We start from the raw sequence: 20,327 nt of genomic DNA, 5'->3' as shown, positions 1-20,327 counted from the left end.
CCCTCGCCCCGTGCCCGCCGGGCGTGGAGCGGCGGGTGTGGAGCGGCGGGCGGTGGGACGTTCCCACGGTCGCCACCCTAGGAAGGCGGCATTACCGGGTGGTCACGGCGCGTGGGTACAGGGGGTTAACCGGATCGCACAGGGCGCTCCGCGCAGGTGTGAGCGCCAGGTTCCCGGCCGCGGGACGACCTCGGTCCTGGCGCGGCCGTCGACACGGCTACGCCGCGGCAGGTGTGTCGCACACGGGCAGGGGAACCGGGTTCCTCGGCGCTTTCAGGTCACTAGGGGCGGGAGCCGTGCAGCTCCCATTCCCACAGGGCCTCGCACAGCAGGTCCAGGCCCTGGCGCAGGTGGCGCCGGTAGGTGCCGTACGGCAGGCTCAGGCGGCGGGCGGCGGCCTCCTGGGTGGGGGCGCCGGAGAAGTGACTCGCCGTCAGTGCGTCGCGGGCCCGCACTCCGCGCGGGTCGCGGGCGAGGTCGTCGACGGCCTGGCGCAGCAGGGCGCGCAATTCCTCGACGGGGTCGGTGAAGTCGGCCGCCAGGCGGGCGCGCATCAGGGCGCAGGCCGCGAAGGCGCCAGGGTCGCGCCAGTGCGACAGGGCTTCGCGCACGGCCTGGTCGAACGCGCTGCGCGAACCGTGCGGTGGTCCGGACTCGGCGGGCGCGTCGGGGGCCGATATGAAGCGGCCGATCCAGGCCTCGACGGGCACCTGTCGCCAGTCGACGCCGAACAGCCCGTAGGTGTGCTCACCGACCAGCGGTCGCGCACCGGTGTCGGCGAGGCTGCCCCTGACGCGCTCGGCCCAGGCGTCGGCGTCGCGCCAGACGGCGAAGCCGTATGCGCGGCCGCGGGCGCGGGCGGCCTCCGCCTGGGCGCGGGAACTGCTCAGGTCGATGACGCGCGAGGGGACCTGGTACCGCTCGGGGTAGACCGAGAAGCGGCTCACGCCGATGTGATCGCCGGGGCTCACCGGCGCCGTGGCGTCGGTGTACGCCCAGGCGGCCGCGATCACGGGATCGGTGGCCAGGTCCTGGGGGTCGGGAGGGGCCGGCAGGGCGAGTCGGGCGGTGAACGCCACGATCCGGCCCGTGCTCACCAGACGGTAGACGCTGAAGGCCTGCGGCTGGCGCCGCGCCCAGTAGCGGACCAGCTCCGCGGATTCCGGGCCCTCGGTCTCCTCGGCCATGCGCAGTACGGCGTCGAGGTCGTCCGGGTGCAGCGGACGGTCGTGCACCTCGTCCTCACGGGACCACGTGCGCAGTCGCGCGAGGATCTCCACCTCACGGAAGAGGTAGAAGAGTTCGTCGGTGACCGTCCAGACCCGCTCCTCGGGTGCCTCGCGCAGCAGGCGCATGTACTCCTCCGCCAGCCGCAGGCGCATCGTCACGTAGGCGTTGGGTGCCCGCCAGCGCAGGTCGGCGGCGAGGGTCTCGCGGGCGGCGTCGTGCGGGTGGAGCCCCCGGTGCGTGGACTCCATGAAGGGCAGCTCCCGCAGCCAGCCGAACAGCAGATGGGCGTCCTCCTCGGGCAGTACCGCGGACAGCAGCTCCTCGGACGTCGAATGTGCCTGCGCCACCACCTCCAGGGCGCGGCGGTGCGCTGCCGTCGGCACCTCTCCGATCAGCCCCGCCAGCAGGGTGCGCAGGACGTCGGCCGAGGGCGCCCACGTCTCCTCCCTGTTCCAACCCGTCGAATCGGCTGCCGCCGCGAGGGACAGGGCCAGCGGGTTGCCTCCGGCGAAGCGGAGCACCAGGTCCCGCAGTTCGGGCCGGATCCGGGCCGCGACCAGCAGGCTCCGGGCCTGCTCCGCGGAGAACGGCTCCAGTTCGGTCACGTGCAGGAGCCCGGCCCAGGCGGGGTCGGAGCTCCACTGCGGCTGCGGTGCGAGCCGACCACCCAGGACGACCAGGGCGCCGTCCGCGGCCCGCGGCAGGAAGTGGTGCCACAGCCAGCTCTCCAGCCACTGGCACTTCTCGAAGGAGTCCACGAACAGGACCGTTCCGGCGACGTCCAGGAACGGGGCGGCCGCGCGCTCGAAGTCGGCCGGATCCCGGCCGACGAAACGGCCGTCCAGCTCGACGAGCGGCCGGCCCGCCTTACGGGCGTGGTCCGCCAGGCGCCGCAGCAGCGTCGACTTCCCGATGCCACCCGGCCCGGACACGTAGAACGCGAACGGCGCCTGCGGATCGCAGGCCAAAGCCGCCGCGAAGCGCGCGAGTTCATCGTCCCGGCCGATGAAGGCCTGTACTCGCGCGCTGCTCAGTCTCTCTCCGATGGAGACCATGGCGGCTCCCCTCCGCTCGTCTCAGCTCCGGACAACGCAGCCCGGAAGTTCCCTCCGAACCTCGCGGTGACCGGCACCGGCACCGGCGCGAGGCATGTGTGGCGGCGGTCCGGCCCGCCCGTCACTTGATGGTTCCCAGGTTTCGGTCGTCGTCGTGGCCCGTGACCAGGAGGGTGGTCTCTTCGACGCACTGGAATCGCCCGTCGGGGGCGAACCGGGCGAAGAGGTACACCTCGGTGCGTGAGGTGCGGCCGTCGTTCCTGGTGACGGTGACGGAATGGCGGTCCGCGTAGCGCGGACCGTCGCGGAATTCGTCGTGGACCTCGATGTGCCCGCTGAGCACCACGGAACGGAGGCGGGTCATGTGCTGGGTGAAGCCGGCCCGGTCGCTCCACTCGCCGTTGGTGCGCTGGCGGTAGTCGGGCGTGAAGTGCCGGTCGATGGCTTCGTCGAGGTCGAGGCCCGGGGTGAACAGCAGGTCGTTGATGGCTCGGGTGATGTCGGTCGGAGTCATCGCTGTTCTCTCCCGGTGGGGGTGGTGGTCGTACGCACGGCAGGCCCTGACTCCTGGAGCAAGGGAGGATGGGGCGCCGGCCGACCTGGTAGAGGGCAGGACGAGGGGCCGGGTTCCGCCCTGGCCGGTGCACCTTCGTGGACCGGTGTGAAGTCCAGCGACAGGGCGGCGGGACCGCGGGTGTACAGGCCGGTCTCCCGGTAGCGGAAGCCGGGGCTGTAGCGGACCTGGTCGAGCAGGGGGAGCAGCAGCGCGGCCACGGTCTCGATCTCGGCGCGGGCGAAGGCCGCGCCGACGCACTGGTGGAGTCCGGTGCCGAAGGCCAGGTGCTGGGCGGCGGCGGTGAAGGAGCGATCGGTGCCCAGGTCCTGGCGGTGGATGTCGAAGGTGTCCGGGGCGCTGAAGGCGTCGGGGTCGCGGTTCGCCGCGCCGATCATGCAGAAGACGGTGGCCCCTGCCGGGACGACGGTGCCGGCGAACACCGCGTCCTTCTCCGCTTGGCGGGGAACGAGCTGGACGGGCGGGGTGTACCGCAGCGTCTCGGCGATCGCGGCCGACAGCAGGGCCGGGTCCTGGCGGACCTGCGCCAGCTGCTCGGGGTGGTCGATCAGATGCTTGAAGAGGAGCCCGAGGGTCTTGTCGGCGGGCTCGACGGCGGCGACCAGGACGTTGATGATCAGCGCGGTGACGTCGCGGTCGCTCATGGCGATGCCGTCGGACCCGGCCGTGCACAGCTTCGATATCAGGTCCTCGCCGGGGAGGCGGCGCCGCCGTTCGATGACGGGGGCGAGGTAGGCCTCCAATTGCTCGGCACAGTCCAGGCAGTGCCGACGGCGTTCGGGGGTGAGGCCCATGCTGGTGATGAACTCGCCGACCCCGTTGAGCCAGCCGGAGACCTGCTGCCAGTCCTGCTTGTCCAGGCCGAGGACGTCGAGCGTCACGTAGACGGCGAAGGGCTTGCCGAAATCGTTGACGAGGTCCATCCGTCCCCGGGCAAGAAAGGGCGCGACGAGCTCGGCGGCGTCGGCGTGGATGGCGCGGGTCTGCTCCCGCAGCGCCTGTCCGGTGAAGCCCCTGACGACGATCTTCCGCTTGGCGGTGTGCTCGGCCCCGGTCATCTGGGCGAGGACCGGTCCGCGCATCACCGGCTCGGCGCGCACCTGAAGTGTCTCGGTGGTGAACGCCTCGTGGTCGGTCAGCACCCGCTTCACGTCCCGATGGCGGGAGAGGAAGTAGCTGTCGATGGCCGGCTCGAAGTGCACCGGTGACCGGTCCCTCAGCCCGGCGAAGTACCGGTAGGGATCGGCGGCGAAGTCCTCGGACAAGACGCTGAAGCGAGGATCAACCATGGGCACGGCGGCCTCTCAAGGGGAACGGGCGCGGAGTGAACGCTGCGGCGGCGGCAGGCGCTTCGGTGGTGGCGGTGGCGGTGGCGGTGGTGGCGGCGGTGGTGGCGGCGGCGGCGGTGGCGGTCAACAACTCTGATCGGGATGTGGGATTCGCCGGGAAGTGAATCCGGCCGATGAAGATCCGCTGACCGAGTTCTCAGGCCGTCGGTAAGCGCCACGTGGTGCGCCGACACCCGGGACGGGGACCGGGACCGGAGTGGTCGTCCGCCGACGCGTACGTCATGCGCGGACGGCGGAGCACCGCCTGCCGACCCTCGGCCGGGCAGGCAACTCGCACTCTGGACAACGCTGTCGGCCCCTACGTCGGGACGGTCGATGAGGTCTACCGTCGGGATGACTCGGCGCCGACCCACCCATGGAAATTGTTGGGTGGACTATAACCCGGAGATCCGCCGGGACGTGAGGCTCTGGGATCGCGGCAGGTCAGGGCCATGACGACGGGCTGATGAGCCGACCGTTCACCGGCAGGAACGGGTGGACAGGTGCGGACAGGAGTGGACAGTGCCCGCCCCTGCCGGGCCTGGAATGTGGACAGCGCCCGGCACGAAGCTCTGCGTCATGAACCTCCGACGCACACAAAAGGGCCGGACGCCCCCAACCCCTCGGTCCCGTCCTCGGCCGGCGGCCGTGCTCGCGGCGCTCGCCGCGGCCCAGTTCACCGTCATGCTCGCCACGTCGATCGTGAACGTGGCGCTGCCCCAGATCCGCGCCGGGGTGGGCCTGTCGGACGGCGGCACCACGTGGGTGGTCAACTCCTACGGCCTGGCGTTCGGGGCGCTGCTCCTGGCAGGCGGGCGGGCGGCCGACCTGCTCGGGCGCCGCCGGGTGCTGATCGCCGGCCTCACGCTGTTCGCGGTGTCCTCGCTGGCGGCAGGAGTGGCCGCCTCCCCCGGCGTCCTGATCGCCGCCCGCGCCGTTCAGGGCCTCGGCGCCGCCGCCATCGCCCCGGCCGCGCTCGCTCTGACGATGGACCTGTTCCCGTCCGGCCCCGGGCGTGGCCGGGCGTTGGGGGTGTGGGGCGCGGTCTCCGGTGCGGGAGGGGCGGGCGGCGTCCTGCTGGGCGGTGTGCTCACCCAGGCCTGGGGCTGGCCCTGGATCTTCTACGCCGTCGCCCTCGGGGCGGCGCTGGTCCTGGTCGCCGTGGCGGCCCTCGTGCCACGGGAGGCGGCCGGGCACAAGGTCGGACGGAAGGCCGGACGGAAGGCCGGACGGTTCGACCTGTTGGGGACCGTCACCGTCACACTCGCCCTGACCTGCCTGGTCTGGGGGCTGACCACCGCACGCGGCGCCGGCTGGACGGACGGCCGGGTGCTCGGCGCCCTCCTCGGCGCCGCCGTGTTGCTCGCGGCCTTCGCCGTGATCGAGCTTCGCCGACCGAACGCGCTGATCCCACCGCGACTGTTCACCACCGGCCGCGTCGCGTCGGGCAACCTGCTGATGGCGCTGCTGGGATCCGTGTGGATCGCCCTGTTCTTCTTCCTGCCGCTCTACCAGCAACTGGTTCTCGGATCGAGCCCCTTGGTCACCGGTGCGGGCCAACTCCCGCTCGCCGGCGCCAACATGCTCGGCGCCGCCATGGCGCCCCGCATCTCCCGGCGCATCGGCGGCACCGCGACCGTGACCGCGGCCCTGCTCACCGAGGCCGCCGGGCTGCTGTGGCTGTCACGGATCAGCGCCGACGGGAGCTACCTCGGCGACATCCTCGGTCCGAGCATCCTGATCGGCCTCGGTCTGAGCATCGCCTTCGTCCAGCTCACCGCGTTCGCCGTGGACGGCGTCCCACGACAGGACGCGGGCCTGGCCGGCGGACTCGTGAACACCACCCGCCAGGTCGGCGGTGCGATCGGCCTCGCCGCCCTGACGACCCTGGCGGGTTCCGTCACCGCCCACGCGGCCACGCACCAACCCCACCTGGAAGCCCTCACCGCCGGCTACCGCGCCGTCTTCACCGTCGCCGCCGCGGTCCTCGCCGCAACGGCCCTCCTCGCGGTGCTCCTCACCCGCTGCATCAGCCCGCGGAGCACCACCCCCACCACCACAAACGGCACCACAGCGGGCACCGCGACCGCCACCGCCACCGCCACCGACCCGCGACCCGCCTGAGCCGCGCCACCCAACCCTCAGCACCCCACACCCCACGTCTCAGCTCTCACGTCTCACGTCTCACATCCACGGAAAGAGGTTCCTGCCATGACTGCTGCGAAGCCCTACCTGACCGGCCACTACGCCCCCGTCGCCGACGAGATCACCGCCACCGAGCTCACCGTCGAGGGCCACCTGCCCCCCGAGCTGACCGGCCGCCTGATCCGTAACGGCCACAACCCCAAGCCCGGCATCACTCCGACCCACTGGTTCAAGGGCAGCGGCATGGTGCACGGAATCCGGCTCCGCGAGGGCCGCGCCGAGTGGTACCGCAACCGGTGGGTGCACACTCCCGCCCTCGACGGCGCCCCCTACATGACCGACAAGGGGCCCGACCTGACCGCGAGCACCGCCGGCACCCATGTCATCGAGCACGGCGGCCGGCTGCTGGCCCTCTGCGAGGCCAACCTCCCCTTCGAGCTCACCCGGGACCTGGAGACGGTCGGCGCCCATGACTTCAACGGCCGGCTGAAGACCGCCATGACCGCGCACCCCAAGGCCGATCCGGTCACCGGAGAGCTCCACTTCTTCGCCTCCTCGCCCTTCCCGCCGTTCCTGACGTACTACGTCGCCGACCCCAAGGGCGAGATCGTCCACAGCGCCGAGATCCCGGGAGCGACCGCTTCCCTCAAGCACGACTTCGCCATCACGCGCCGCCACGTGGTCTTCATCGAGGGCAACGTCACGTTCGACCCCGCCGAGCACTCCGGCATCCCCTACGGCTGGAGCGACCAGCAGCCCGCCCGGATCGGCGTCATGCCCCGCGGAGGCGAGGGCGACCGGCAGATCCGCTGGTTCTCCATCGAGCCGGGCAACATGCTGCACGCGAGCAACGCGTACGAGGACGGCCAGGGGCGCATCGTTCTGGAAGGCCCCACCGTGGACCGCGAGGGCTTCCGGCTCTCGTGGAACTGGTGGGTCGGCGCGCCCGGCCGCGGCACCGAGCCCAACGCCCGCTCCTACACCCGCCGCTGGGTGATCGACCTGACGGCCGGCACCGTCGACGAGCAGATCATCGACGATCTCGCGGTGGAGTTCCCGACCCTCAACGAGGACTACCTGGGCGCCGAGAACCGCTACCAGTACGCGGTGTCCTTCCCGGACCAGGAAGGCTTCGGCGGCTACGGCGTCGTCAAGTACGACCGCACCACCGGCGCCCGCCGCATCCACCGGATCGGCGACGCCCGGCTGCCGAGCGAGGCGGTGTTCGTCCCCGCGGCCGGCGCCACCAACGAGGACGACGGCTATCTGCTCACCGTCGTCTCCGACCTCAAGCAGGACGCCTCACAGCTGCTGGTCCTGGACGCCTCGGGCCTCGACCGGATCGCCACCGTCCATCTCCCGCGCCGCGTGACCGCCGGCATCCACGGCTCCTGGATCCCCGACAGCGCCCTGGACGGAAGCGAAAACTGACCCCGCTTCCCCCCGGAGCACCCCGAACCACGTCTCCATCACCGTCTCCATCACCGTCTCGAACAAGGCTTCGGACCCGCACAGGCCGAAGCCCACGACCAAGGAAAGTCGACATGACAAGAATCCGGAAGAACGCAGGCTGGATCGCCGCGGCCCTCTCCGCGCTCGTGGCCACCATCGCCGTACCGGCGCTCGCGCAGACCGAGGACGCCGGCTACCGCACCCCCGCCAACAGCATCGACTGGCACGCCTGCGCCGACACCGACTTCGCACACATGCAGTGCGGATCGATGCAGGTTCCGGTGGACTGGTCGCACCCCGGCGCCGGCAGCACCACCCTCGCCCTGGTCCGCCGCGCGGCGGACGACCAGGCGCACCGCCAGGGCACCCTGCTCCTGAACGACGGAGCCGGCGGCTCCTCCATCGAGCAGCTGCGGCTGGCGATGCACATCCACCTCCCGGCCTTCGCCGGCGCCATGACCCAGAACTTCGACCTGGTCGCCGTGGACCCGCGAGGTGTGGGGCACAGTACGCCGATCCTCTGCGCGGAACCCCTCAAGCCCGCCGGGGTCAGCCACTTCCCGCAGAACCAGGCCGCGTTCAACGCGCTCGTGTCCCACAACCGGGCCTTCGCCGAGGACTGCCAACGCCGCAACGGCCAGCTCATCGAGCACGTCGACCAGACCAGCACCGCGCGGGACTTCGAGGCGGTCCGGATCGGGCTGGGCGAGAAGCAGCTGAACTGGTACGGCATCCACTACAGCACGCTCCTCGGACGCACCTACGCCAAGCTCTTCCCCGGCCGGCTGCGCACCATGGTCCTCGACACCGCCCTGGACGACACCGGCTCGCCGCTCACCCGGGTCACCCAGGAGGCGGCCACCGCCGAGACGGCCTTCAACCGCTTCGCCACCTGGTGCGCCACGTCGAAGGACTGCGCCCTGCACGGCAAGGACGTCGCGGCCGAGTACGACGCCCTCGTCGCCCGCGCCGACCGCACCCCGATCCCGACCGGGGGCGCGTCCCACCAGCCGCTGACCGGTGAGGACATCCGCGAGGCCAGCCAGGACTATCTGACCCTGTCCGGTCAGGCCTGGCCGGACTTCGCGAAGGCCATCGTCAAGGCCCAGGCGGGCGACCCGATGGACTTCACCCACGACCCGGACGACACCCTCGACCCGGTCCAGGTGCAGGTGCCGGCCTGCCTCGACGACACCCGCCCGGTGCACACCCTCGCCCAGCTCACCCAGCTGGGGAAGGAACTCGCCCGGGTGTCCCCGCACCTCGGCGGCGCCGTGCGCTCCTACAAGGCCATCGCCGGCTGCCTCGGCTGGCCCACCCCGGCCCAGCCGGTCAAGGCGGGCGCCCCGGTCCACGGCGCACCGCCCGCACTGATCCTCCAGTCCACCCACCAGGCCCTCGCCCCCTTCCGTGCGGGCGCGGCCATGGCCGCCCAACTCCCGGGCAGCGTCGTCCTGGGCCATGAAGGCGACGACTACAGCATGTTCCTGGTCTCCAAGTGCGTCCTGGAAGCCACCAACCACTACCTGACCACCCGCACCCTCCCCGCCCCCGGCACCACCTGCACCGACTGAGAGCCACCGCCTTGCCAGAAGTGACCGTCCGGCGCCCGCGCCGGACGGTCACCCAGTTCCTCGCCGCATTCCGAACGGTGGTCTCACCACTCGGAGTGCGGCGAAGGGCCAGTGGATCGCACCACCGGAGTGAGGCCTACTCCGGTTGCTCCGGGCGGACGCTGCCTATCCAGAGGGTGTCACGGGCGCGGGTCATGGCGACGAAGAGTTGTCTGCGGGCGAGTTCTCCGCGCTCGCGAGCGGTCTCGTCCTTCTCCTCGAGTTCACGGAGAGCGGCGTCGTGCTGGGGGAGATACACGTGCTTGAACTCCAGACCCTTGGCGCGCCGATAGCTTCCGAGTTTCACGGCCTCGACCGTGTGTCCGTCGTAGCGCTCCAGGAGGCAAACGGGAATTCCTGCCTGTCCGAGGAGCCGCTGATAGTGGGAGACAGCGCGCAAGGACGGACAGAGCACCGCCATATCGCCCCAGTCTTCACGAGTCCCCTGCAGCTGATTCGGATTGGATGTTGCAGCATCCCGCGGGGTGTCACCGGGACGGAGGGCGTCGAGAAGGGCTCGATCGTGGTCGGTGATCGTGTGCTTCACGATGCGGATCACCCGGCCGTCGTGGTAGGTCAGGTCGACATCCCGGCGTCCTGGGATGTGCGTGCCGTCAATGTCTTCGAAGGCATCCTCGGCGACGATGTTCAGGGCTACGTCCAGAATCTCCTTGGCGTTCCGGTAGTTGGTTCGCAGGACCTGCCCACGGTCGCCGCGGATGTCGACGCCGGCGTCGGACAGCCGGAATCCGCCGGGGTAGACGGCTTGCTGACCATCGCCGACAAGGAGCAGACCGTTGGGGGCGTCGCCGACCAGGGCGTGCAGGAGTTGTACGCCGACGAGGGTGAGATCCTGGACCTCGTCCACGATGACTGCTCCGTACGGTGAGCGGTCCGGGTGGGCACGGGCCTCAGCGTGAGCGAGCGTGAGGATGTCGTTGAAGTCATGTACCCCGCGCTCGGTGCGGTTGTGCTCGTACGCCTCGAACAGGGCCCACACCGCTTCGCGGTGGGTGCGCCGCAGCCCGGCCAGCCGGCGGCGTCTCGGTAATACCGCGTATTCGTTGAAGTCGGTGATGCCACGGCCTTTGATGACGTAGTCGATCTCTTCCTGCCAATATCGGTGCGCGGGGTCGATTTCTGTGAGGCAGCTGTCGCGGCCGACGTTCTTCCACGCATGGCTGAAGGCCGTCTCGGCCTTGTTGCCGTGCAGGCGGGTCGGGATACCACGCTCGTGGAGGAATTCCTGTGCCCAGGCGTGCAGACTGTGGAAGTGGACGCGGTCGGCCACCGCTGGAGCCATGGTCTGCAGGAATGTGCTCTGCACCCGGGGCAGGTTGTTGGCGAAGGTGACATACAGGATCTGTCCGGTGGTCCGCTGCGCGAGGTAGGCGGCACGGTGCAGCGCGACCACCGTCTTGCCGGTGCCGGCAGGGCCGCTGATCCGGGCGGGCCCGGCCCACCTGCGACGCACGAGCGCGATCTGGTCAGGGTGCAGGAACGTCATCCACCGCTCGATCGGAGCCCGCCGCGCAGCCTCCATGGCAGCCTCACGCAATCCATCCGCATCGAATAACCCGTCGGCAACTGGGGTCGGCGCCATGGGCTGCCGGGGAATCGCCGCAGCGTCCGTTCCGGATCGGGCGTCCGCGTCGACGGCGGATCCCTCGTAGGCGGGAAAGACGTGTTCGAGGTGATCAGCGATGGCGCGGATCATCGCGGAACGCAGCCTGTGTTTTTCGGACAGCAGCGCCGGCCCTACCTCGTACTCCCCCAGTAGCCGGATCCGACCCAGCGCGCTGTTCACCCGCCGGCCCGCAAAGACCATCAGGGGCTGCACCGCGACCGGTGACAGACCGAGCGACGCCACGGCGTGCTCGGTTGTCCTCGTCACGGCCAACAGCTTGCCCACATCGCTGTCCCGGGATTCGCCGCCGGCACTCAGGCGGCCGTCAGTGACGTCGGGCGCGGAGCGCCAGTTCTTGACGTCGATGACGAAGACACCACCGGGGCCGACCATCAGCATGTCGACGTTGCCGGACCGGGTCCCGGGCCAGCGCCGATCCACCAGCAGGCGCCAACCGCGTTCGGTGAGCACCAGCAACTGAGCGGCGACCCGGCGCTCGCCTTCGCTCCCCGCCTCCCAACGACGGGCCTGCCGCCGCGCGGCCTGCCATTGCTCGCGCAACTCGCGCTCGTGCCGCCGGGCCTCCTGGGCCCTGCGCGACGCCGATCCACCCGCTGCCATACCTGCCCCCTCGCACGCGGAGTGACGATCATAGGACGCTACGCATACGTCGCGACAGACAGCACCGCACCCTGCTGGCCGATGCCGGAGCGCGTACCGTCCTCCCGTCACTGGGAGTCCTCGTAAGGGCCGTTCTCGTTCCCCGCACCACGTGTGCCGGTGATCCGGTGCAGAATCTCGTCCCCCTGCGGTACTCCCACGTCGCTGAGAACGCGTGCCAGATTGACGCCGACGAAACTCCGGTCCTCCGGTGTCAGTGACTGAAGCGTCGCGGCGAGGGCGCGTTCCCAACTGTCCCGTTCGGAGAGCAGATTGCGGTGGGTCACCGTCCAGTCGAGTACCTCTCTCGCCTGTTCCGGCTGATGCAGCAACCAGAGGGCCGCCAAGCCCACGGGGCCACCTGCGACAACCTCCCGGTAGAAGCGGTACGCCTCGCGGTGTGCTTCGCCGAACCCTGCCGGCAGGAGGGGTTCCGCACCGGTGCCGGGCGTGGGGAGGAGCGCGGCTGGTGGGTCAAGGAACCAGTAGATGAGGCCGAAGCCGTCGATCGCCTGTGCCAGCCCGGGCGGTGTGACCTCGGTCGTGCCGATGTGCGGCGGTGGCTTTCGCAAGGGGTCGGCACTGCCGGGCAGGGTGGCGTTCTCGCTGATGTGACCGACCACCAGGTGCCGGGCGCGTTCCTCGGTGATCTGGCTTCGTGCGGCGACGACCGGATCGCTGATCTTCCACACCACCCCGTAGCGGGCAGGAGGCCTCGGCGGTCGGCGTGGGATGTCGACCTGGATCCGCCGCTCCGCGACCGAGACCCACACGATGTCGGAGAAGTCCCCCTGCCGCACTGCGCGCACTGTCGGGCGCGGGTAGCCCCAGTTGTCGACGCCGCCGGACGGCACCATGGCGTCGTCCCCGTCGTGCGCGAGGAACACCAAAGCTCGGTCGGCCGAGGAACCGAGACGGTGGCGAAGCAGTTGCCAGGTGGGCGAGGAGTCCAGGGGTGTGATGACCGGAGCGGTCATGGGGTGAACCCTTCTGCTGGTGGGGATGTACGAGCGCGATGGCGGCGCAGGACGAATCGCAGGACGCCGCGGTGGCTCTGTGCCACGGCGGAGAGTGCGACGAGGAATTGCGGAAGAGCGGACCGCTGCCGTTGCTCCGGATTCCTCTCGATCAAAGACAGGCCCGCCGCCATCGTGTCGTGGGTGACGGGGTCGTCCAGAGCCGTGACGACGAGGGCGAAAGCCGCCTCGCGGTGGTTCGCGAGCAGGTCGGCGAGACGCAGGCGCCGTACGCCCGGCGCGCTGGGGCGGGGGAAGGTCGTCAGACACATGGATTCGATGACGTGCACCGCCATGGCGTGGCGTTGTGTGCCTGGATCGGCCTCCTGCCACTCCCGCAGGCAATCAAGGACGAGGGTGTGATTGACATCCTCGGAGAGAAGGGTGCTCAGAGCGAAGGACACCGCAGTGCGCAAACTGTCCGCCAGGTCCTTGTCCGGTTCGTCGAGTACGGCATCCAGGAGTTTGAGGGCGGTGCTGGGACGGGCCAGCCCAAAACTGCCCGCACAGGTCTCGGCAACGGTGCAGCGGAGGGGTACGAGACGTACACGGCTCCACTGCCGTAGTTGCTCCCGTACGGCTCCGGTGAGGGCTGGGTCCTGAACCATCTCCCCGAGCGCGTAAGCCACCAGACGGCGCCGCCAGCGCATGTCCGACTCGGCGAAGGGCCGCAGTTGGCGCAGGGTGTTCGGGCCGGTCGCATGGGCCAAGACCCTTCCGATTGCCTGACCCGCCGCCAACTCGATGCCGGGGTGGTGAGGAGTCTCTTCCAGAGCTCTCCACAGCAGGCGCGCCATACCTTCGTAGTCCAGCCACAGGCACCGGAGCAGGGCGTCCGAACGATGCCGGCCGGAGAAGACGACCGGCTGAACCGGGTAACGCTGCGCGGCTCCAAAACGAGACGGTAGGAGACAGGCGCCGACGGCTTCCAGTCGGTCCTGGAAGGCCGGCCCGAGGACGTTGCGGCTCTGCGGTCGATCCGTGGCGGGCATCGGGCCGTCGCGTTCGTCGATGTGGGGGCGCAGGATCGCGCTGAACTCCTCGATGACCGTGCGATCCTGTTCGGCCAGCAACGAGATCGATGCCATGAGGGAGAGATTGCCGGCCTGGTGACATGATTCCGCCAGCGCTCTGCGAGCCTCCGCGGGACTGCCGGTCTGCAGGTCGTGGAGTACGGATGCGGCGGGTTTCCCAGTCGCCACGAGATCGCGCAGCCCCTGCGCTGTGTCGACACCGTCCTGTGGCAGCGGGTGGGCGTGCAGGTGACTGGCGAAGCTTGCGGAGGCGAGGTGTCTCAGCGCCTCGGTGCTCTGGTCCGGGGTAAGTTCACCGTCCTTGACCATGATGTTCAGGCGCTTGGTGACTACATCGGCCGGCTTCGGCGGACGATGCACGACCTGCCAGGGCGTCGTACCGCCTTGAAGCGCCGTCTCTGTCCGTACCGTGATGACCAGATGAGCACCCAGGCGGCGCAGCGCAGCGGCCAGCTCCATGAGCATGACTTCACTGAGCGAGGTGGCGGCCGTCGGGGACAGACTCTGCAGCAGATAGCCGCGCCCTTCCTTGGGGCTCCAGCGCCTGAGGTCGTCCGGGGAGTCCAGGCCAGTGATCCCGTCGACTCCGTGCCGTTCTGCCAGCAGTGCGAATGCGGTGGTGCTCGCGCCTGCGCCGCCGCCGGCCTTCAGCACGAGAATGTGGCTGTCCAGGATCTTCCGGCACTGCGCGTAGGCCGGTGGTTCGACGAATCCGCGCAAGCGCGCTTGAACGTCGGCCGCAGGGTAGGGGCCCTCGCGCAGACGGGGTTTGACGATACTGTCCGTGGCGTCCTCATCGGGCGGGGCGCCCATGTTCACGATGACGTCACCCGTGATTCCGCCCATGACCGCCAGTCCCCGGTCCAACCGCTGCTGGTTGTCGCGGTAGGAGTTCCCCGGGTCGCGGGCGTCAGCGCGCTGGCCGGGTGGGTCGGGAGCCGTGTCGGCGTCGGCGCTCACCGCTGCTCCCCGCGCTCGCCGACATGCTTGTCGCCCGCCACGTTGTCGCCGCCACCCCAGTGCTGGTTGGTGCCGCGGTACGAGGTCGAAGAGCCGGTGTATTTGATATCTCGTCCGACGTTCCCCATCACGGCTGCGCCCTCGCCCACGCGCTGCGTGTTGCCGCTGTAGTGCGTTTCGGGTCGAGTCGCCGGTTCCTGTTCCTGGTCGGCAGACGCGTCGGCCTGCTCTGCGAATTCTTCGCGCGGTCGCACACCGGCCTGGATGAGGTTCCCGGAGGGCGACGGGACGTACAACCATGCCCGTTGCGAGAAGTTCTTCCCCTCCACGGTGGCCGGGACCTCCACGCACCGGTCGGGGTGCAGTCCGGTGTACGCGCCGAGCACTGCATCCTCGTACACGCGCTGGGAGATGATCGCCACCAGGTGCGTGACCTCTTCGCTGGCCGCCGCCAGGATGGCTTTGACCGGTCGGGAGTCCAGAAGGCGGTGCGTGTCGTTGCGGGCCGTACCGTTGCCGTCGCCGGGGTTGTCCGCGTCCGGCAGCGGCCCGACGTGGACGCTGGCCCGGAGCCGGATACGGGGGCCTACGCACTGCTTGTTGTACGCCCCGAGGATGCCGTCCAACACGCCCAGGAACGGCCAGAGGACGAAGGGCAGCAACGCCGGGTCGAAGCCGAAAACCACTCCGTCCCCAGTATTGGCCGGAAACCGCTTGGAGTCGCGCAGCTCGTGGAGCCCGGCACGTTCCAGTGCCTGGTCGACGAGTTCCGGGATCAGCTGGCTCACCGGACCGTGCTGCACGGCGGGAAGGCCGGTGAAATCCTTTGCGTCGACGGCGAACAGCGCCCGGTAGGGAGGAAGCGGTCGGCTCTCGGCGTACGGTGCGGGAACGGGCGTGGACATGCGTGATCTCCTCGTGGACGGTGGGGCGGTGACGAAGCCGGCTTCCGGCTTGATTCGAGGTTCCGCCGGGTGGGTCCGTCCGAGTGCACAGCGCAGGGCACTGAGGGGGTGTCCCACGTCACAGCGCGGGCAGGTTCAAACGGCGATTACCGCTCACCGCACGGAAGGGTACGTTCAGCGGGTCCGCAAGAAGGGCGGCGCGAGCGGGACCTACAGCGCGGTCATCGCCCAGTCCCGCAGTGCCTGTATGTCCTTGATGACGATCACCTTGCGGGCCGTCTCCACCGCGCCGGACTCCCGCAGTCGCTGCAGTCCGGTGATGACCGCGTTGCGGGTCACTCCGGTTGCCTGGGCGATCTCCTCCTGGCTCAGGCCGGTCAGCCGTACGTCGCCCGATTCGGTTCCGAGCGCCTTGAGTTCCGCCAGTCGCAGGAGTGCCCGCGCCAACCGGACGACCAGCGGAAGGGTCAGCAATTCGGTGCGGTGTGTGTCGGACTCTCGCAACCGGGACAGTGCCTGGCGCATCAAGTCCATGACGAGTCCACGCTCTTCGATGAATCGCAGGAATCGCTCTGCTTCCAGGACGACGGCCGTGCACGGGGTGAGAGCGACCACCTCCGCCGTGCGCGGGGTGCCGTCAAAGACCGACACCTCGCCCAGCAGGTCCCCCGGTCCCCGGAAGGCCAGCCAGCTCACGACTCCGTCCGGTTCCCGGCGCACGACCTTGGCGAGGCCGGCAGTGAGTGCGAGCAGGTGCGTTCCCGCTGACCCCTGCCTCAGCATGACGCTGCGTTCACGAAAGGTGCGGGTCGCTCCCTGCCCCCGTAGCTCATGCCATGCCTCGTCCGACAGCACCCGTAGCCTTCCCCCGCCCACCCCGTACGCGACCACCTCACCCCCGGCCGACTCACGAGTTCTACACCTGTCCGACCACATCTGAGGCTAGTCGGGCAACTTTGTCCGGTAACGGCTGCTACAAACGGAGGACCCATAGGCTGGCGGTTCAGCCCCTGGGTGGTTGCGGCTCGGGCTGGGGCCCGGGGGCGGGCTGATCGGGGTGGGGGTAGGACGGTTGTACGCGGAGGGGGCGGGCTGCCCATTTGGGCAGGTACCAGTTCCACTTGCCGAAGAGGGAGACGAGGGACGGAACGAGCAGCATCCGCACGATGGTCGCGTCGATCAGGATGCCCAGGCCGAGGCCGGTCGCCAGGGTTTTGAGATCGGTGCCGGGGCCGGAGGCGAGCGCGGCGAAGGCGAGGAAGAGGATGAGTGCGGCGCTGGTGACGAGCCGGCCGGTGCGGCCGATGCCTTCGATGACCGCTTCGTCGGTCGAGTGGCCGGCGTCGTACTCCTCGCGGATGCGGGAGAGGATGAACACCTCGTAGTCCATGGACAGTCCGAACAGGAACGCGAAGATCATGATCGGGATCCAGAACGTGACGGCTCCGGTGGCGGCGATGCCGAAGATCGCGTTGGAACCGTGACCGTTCTGCCAGAAGAGCACCATCAGGCCCAGGGTCGCCGCCAGGGAGATCAGATTGAGCAGCACCGCCTTCAGCGGCAGCAGCAGGGAGCGGAAGGCGCGCACGAGCAGGATGTACGTGAGCAGCGCGATGATGGTGAGCATCAGGGGGAAGTTGCCGTAGACGGCGTGCAGGAAGTCGATCTGGGCTGCCCCGATGCCGGCGACACCGCTGACGCCGGGGAAGTTCGCCGCGGTGCTCTTGACCCGTTTGACGACGTCGACGCTCTTCGAGTTCACCGTCTCGTGGTCCGGGATGACGACGACGATGCTCTGTCCGTCCCGGTTGCCGGCGGGCCCGACAGGCACGAGGACACTGCTCACACCGTCGACCTTGGCCAGCTCGGCGGCGACCGGTTTCGCCTGGTCGGTGCGGACCAGGACCTCCATCGGGGTCAGCGCGCCGGTCGGGACGCCGCCGCGCTCCAGGGTCTGCAGGGTGTCGTAGGCCGAGCCGTTCTTGGCCAGCGATTCCGAGGAGGCCAGGCCGATCTTGATGCCGAAGAAGACGCCGACCAGGACCCCGAGCGCGGCCAACGCGGCGCCGGCGGCGATCCAGCGGCGCCGTACCACGGCGGCGGTCCAGCGGCTCCAGAACCGGCTCGCCCGGTTCTCGTGCCGGATCTTCGGCCAGTCGACCTTCGGCCCGATGCCGCCCAGGATCGCGGGGTCAGGGTGAGCGTCGTCATCACGCTCGCGAGCGGGATGAGCGCCCCGCCGTAGCCCATGCTGCGGAGGAACGGGACCGGCAGGACGACGAGGGCGAGCAGGCCGATGGCCACCGTCACACCGCTGAACACCACCGCATGACCGGCTCGTTCCATCGCGACCACGACGGCCTCGTGATTGTCCCGGCCGCGGTCGCGTTCCTCGCGCCAGCGGGTGACGAACAGCAGCGAGTAGTCGATCGCCACGCCCAGGCCGATGAGGGCGACCAGGAACTGCACGATGAAGGACACATCGGTGGCGTAGGTGAGCGGCAGCAGCATCACGAAGGTCGCGAGGATCGACACCGCGGCCACCAGCAGCGGCAGGAAGGCGAGGAACGAGGCGAAGACGAAGGCGAGCACGGCGAGGGCTCCGACGGCACCGAGGAGCGTCTCCCCGAGCACCCCGGGCCCGCCGCCGTCATTGCCCCCGGAGGCCAGCACGTCCTGGCCCGTCACCCCGACCGTGGCGCCGGACGGCAGGGCCTTCTGCACCGCCGCTTGGATGGGATCGGTCAGCAGCTTCTGACTCGGTGACGGGTTGAACCGGTAGAAGACCATCGCGTAGGCGGTGCGGTCGTCCTTCGTCCTGAACGCCTTGTCGCCGGTGTTCGCCTCATCGATCACCCGCACGTTCGGGGCCGCGGTGCCCGCCGCCGCGAAAGCGCGGCCGACCTCGGCCTCGTGGCCGGTGATCGTCTGCCCTGCCGGGAGCGTGACCGAGACCAGATACGGACTCGTGTCGCCGCCGCTGCCGAAGGCGTGCTCGATCTTGTGCGCCGTCACGGTGCCGGGCTGACCCGGCAGCGAGAAGTCGATCGTCAGCCGATCCGTCGTCCGGCCCGCCAACAGCACGCCGGCGACCAGCACGAGACCCCAGAACCCCACGACCGCCCTGCGATGCCGCAGCACGAACTCGGCCCACCGACGCATGCCCGGTCCTCCCGCACGCCGTAAGGTGCCCGAGCTCAGCCCTCGGTCCCTTTCCTCTGTTATCAGACAGATTTGCATACTTTGCACCACACGGCAGAGCCTGCGGGCCGAATGACTGTTCCCGTGACGCCTTCTCCGTCGGCCTACGCCACACGGTCGGCGCGCCTTCGGGCGAATGTCGGGCCGGTGGCGTGGCAGGGCGGGGCTCCGGTGGTACGAGCCTGGAGATGTCCAGGCCATCGCATCCGCAGTCCGGCAGTCCGGACCCCGTCGCGCCGTCCGCCGGGCGCGGGCACCGGATCCGTAAGGCGTCGCGCCAAGCGCTGCGCGGCTTCGCCCCTCCCCCGGCCGGCAACCCGGCCGGCCGGCGCCCGGCGTCAGGCTCCGGGCCCGGTGGTGAGCCGCGAGTGTTCCCCGCTCTGCTGACGGCTGCCGCGTACGCATGGCGGATCCTCGTGGTGGGCGCCCTCGTGTACGCGGTCTTCTCCGTGCTCGGGCGGTTCCACGAGATCACCGTGTCGGTCTTCCTCGGCCTGGTCATCACGGCGATGCTCCGGCCGGTGACCGACCTCCTGGAGCGCTTCCTGCCACGACCGCTCGCCGTCGCCGTGACCCTGCTCGGCAGTATCGTCCTCGCCCTCGGCGTCCTGGCCCTGGTCGGCGGGGCGGTGGCGGGAGAGCGCGCCGGGCTGGACCGGGAGTTCCGGGCGGGCGTCGACAGGATCGAGCACTGGCTCCAGCGGCCGCCGTTCCGGCTCAACCCGGCGGCACTCACCGACGTCCAGTCCCGGATCGGTCAGTTCCTGTCCAGCCACCGGTCCACCCTGATCAGTACGGCGGTCAGTGGCGCCGGCCGGCTGGTCGAGGTCCTCACCGTGTTCGCGCTGGCCCTGTTCTCCTCGGTCTTCTTCATCCACTCCGGCGACCGGCAGTGGGGCTGGTTCTGCGATCAGCTTCCGCCCACCGCGCGGGAACGGGTGATGACCGGGGGCCGCGCGGCCTGGCGGACCTTCACCGGCTACACCCACGGCATCGTGCTGGTGGCCGCGATCAACGCGATCCTGGTCGGCGTGGCCCTTTTCGTCCTCGGCGTGCCGCTCGCGCTCCCGCTGGCTCTGCTGGAGTTCTTCGCCGCGTTCATTCCGCTGATCGGCTCACCCATCGCGCTCGCCGTCGCCGCCGTGGTGGCGCTGGCGGCCAAGGGCCCGTTGATCGCGGCCATGGTCGTCGCCCTCATCGTGATCATCGGGCAGATCGAGGGCCATCTGCTGCACCCGATCGTGATGAGCTGGGCCGTCCGGCTGCATCCGGTGGTGGTCGCGTTCTCGGTCATCGGCGGCGCCGTCGCGGCCGGCGTCATGGGCGCCGTGGTGGCCGTACCGCTGGTGTCCGTCCTCTGGTCGGTCCATCAGGCGCTGCGCCCGGCGGGCGAACCGGGTCCGCCGCGGAACCCGGCCCCCGACGGAGGGCGGGAATCCTGAGTTCCCGCGGGTCGGTGCGCCTGCCGATCCGGAGGACGACGTGCCGGCGCGCCGCCGGTTCCCTCCGCGGTTCCACGGGCGGTTG

15 protein-coding genes are annotated in these 20,327 nt (G+C 70.0%); 5 read left to right on the top strand and 10 right to left on the bottom strand.

Features of this window, described 5'->3' with window-relative positions; translation table 11 throughout:
- Positions 1-281 precede the first annotated feature (281 nt).
- The 3 genes from LNW72_RS41380 to LNW72_RS33975 all read right to left on the bottom strand — a co-directional run bounded on the left by LNW72_RS41380 (position 282) and on the right by LNW72_RS33975 (position 4,148).
- A complete protein-coding gene (locus tag LNW72_RS41380; RefSeq protein ID WP_285369863.1) occupies positions 282-2,285 on the bottom strand; it encodes an ATP-binding protein in 2,004 nt (667 codons plus the stop codon).
- A 121-nt stretch (positions 2,286-2,406) separates the two neighbouring features.
- On the bottom strand, positions 2,407-2,799 hold the full coding sequence (locus LNW72_RS33980) for a nuclear transport factor 2 family protein (RefSeq protein WP_250978878.1): 393 nt from the start codon (positions 2,797-2,799) through the stop codon (positions 2,407-2,409).
- Positions 2,796-4,148: a cytochrome P450, cyclodipeptide synthase-associated gene (locus LNW72_RS33975; protein ID WP_250978877.1), complete on the bottom strand. Its 1,353-nt coding sequence runs from the start codon at positions 4,146-4,148 to the stop codon at positions 2,796-2,798. Before LNW72_RS33975 ends, LNW72_RS33980 begins: the two co-directional genes overlap by 4 nt.
- Positions 4,149-4,183: 35 nt before the next feature.
- On the opposite strand from LNW72_RS33975, the gene LNW72_RS41375 reads away from it, so the two are divergent.
- The 4 genes from LNW72_RS41375 to LNW72_RS33960 all read left to right on the top strand — a co-directional run bounded on the left by LNW72_RS41375 (position 4,184) and on the right by LNW72_RS33960 (position 9,358).
- Positions 4,184-4,312 (top strand): hypothetical protein, encoded by a 129-nt coding sequence (locus tag LNW72_RS41375; RefSeq protein WP_285369862.1) that lies wholly within the window; start codon positions 4,184-4,186, stop codon positions 4,310-4,312.
- Between the two features lie 523 nt (positions 4,313-4,835).
- Positions 4,836-6,311 (top strand): MFS transporter, encoded by a 1,476-nt coding sequence (locus LNW72_RS33970; protein WP_250978876.1) that lies wholly within the window; start codon positions 4,836-4,838, stop codon positions 6,309-6,311.
- Between the two features lie 87 nt (positions 6,312-6,398).
- Positions 6,399-7,763, top strand: coding sequence for a carotenoid oxygenase family protein (locus LNW72_RS33965; protein ID WP_250978875.1), 1,365 nt, complete (start codon positions 6,399-6,401; stop codon positions 7,761-7,763).
- A 113-nt stretch (positions 7,764-7,876) separates the two neighbouring features.
- Positions 7,877-9,358 carry an alpha/beta fold hydrolase gene (locus tag LNW72_RS33960; protein ID WP_250978874.1) on the top strand — a complete coding sequence of 494 codons (1,482 nt, stop codon included), beginning with the start codon at positions 7,877-7,879 and terminating at the stop codon, positions 9,356-9,358.
- Between the two features lie 136 nt (positions 9,359-9,494).
- Here LNW72_RS33960 and LNW72_RS33955 read toward each other — a convergent pair whose 3' ends face one another.
- The 7 genes from LNW72_RS33955 to LNW72_RS33925 all read right to left on the bottom strand — a co-directional run bounded on the left by LNW72_RS33955 (position 9,495) and on the right by LNW72_RS33925 (position 18,761).
- Positions 9,495-11,645 carry a UvrD-helicase domain-containing protein gene (locus LNW72_RS33955; RefSeq protein ID WP_250978873.1) on the bottom strand — a complete coding sequence of 717 codons (2,151 nt, stop codon included), beginning with the start codon at positions 11,643-11,645 and terminating at the stop codon, positions 9,495-9,497.
- A 107-nt stretch (positions 11,646-11,752) separates the two neighbouring features.
- Positions 11,753-12,661: a hypothetical protein gene (locus LNW72_RS33950; RefSeq protein WP_250978872.1), complete on the bottom strand. Its 909-nt coding sequence runs from the start codon at positions 12,659-12,661 to the stop codon at positions 11,753-11,755.
- On the bottom strand, positions 12,658-14,694 hold the full coding sequence (locus tag LNW72_RS33945; protein WP_250978871.1) for a hypothetical protein: 2,037 nt from the start codon (positions 14,692-14,694) through the stop codon (positions 12,658-12,660). The genes LNW72_RS33950 and LNW72_RS33945 overlap by 4 nt, the downstream gene beginning before the upstream one ends.
- Complete coding sequence (locus tag LNW72_RS33940; RefSeq protein WP_250978870.1) at positions 14,691-15,599, bottom strand: hypothetical protein; 909 nt, start codon at positions 15,597-15,599, stop codon at positions 14,691-14,693. The genes LNW72_RS33945 and LNW72_RS33940 overlap by 4 nt, the downstream gene beginning before the upstream one ends.
- 210 nt (positions 15,600-15,809) lie before the next feature.
- Complete coding sequence (locus LNW72_RS33935) at positions 15,810-16,454, bottom strand: Crp/Fnr family transcriptional regulator (protein ID WP_308402070.1); 645 nt, start codon at positions 16,452-16,454, stop codon at positions 15,810-15,812.
- Between the two features lie 148 nt (positions 16,455-16,602).
- Complete coding sequence (locus LNW72_RS33930) at positions 16,603-17,511, bottom strand: MMPL family transporter (protein ID WP_250980417.1); 909 nt, start codon at positions 17,509-17,511, stop codon at positions 16,603-16,605.
- 5 nt (positions 17,512-17,516) lie between these two features.
- A complete protein-coding gene (locus tag LNW72_RS33925) occupies positions 17,517-18,761 on the bottom strand; it encodes an MMPL family transporter (RefSeq protein WP_250978868.1) in 1,245 nt (414 codons plus the stop codon).
- A gap of 227 nt (positions 18,762-18,988) precedes the next feature.
- Here LNW72_RS33925 and LNW72_RS33920 point away from each other — a divergent pair, with 227 nt between their 5' ends.
- The gene (locus LNW72_RS33920) at positions 18,989-20,242 is read left to right on the top strand and encodes an AI-2E family transporter (protein WP_250978867.1); all 1,254 of its coding nucleotides are present in this window, start codon (positions 18,989-18,991) and stop codon (positions 20,240-20,242) included.
- Positions 20,243-20,327 lie beyond the last annotated feature (85 nt).

The sequence above is a fragment of the Streptomyces sp. RKAG293 genome (assembly GCF_023701745.1).
In the GTDB taxonomy this organism is placed as follows: domain Bacteria; phylum Actinomycetota; class Actinomycetes; order Streptomycetales; family Streptomycetaceae; genus Actinacidiphila.
Note: the sequence above shows the minus strand (reverse complement) of the source record. Positions and strands in the feature narration are given on the sequence as shown.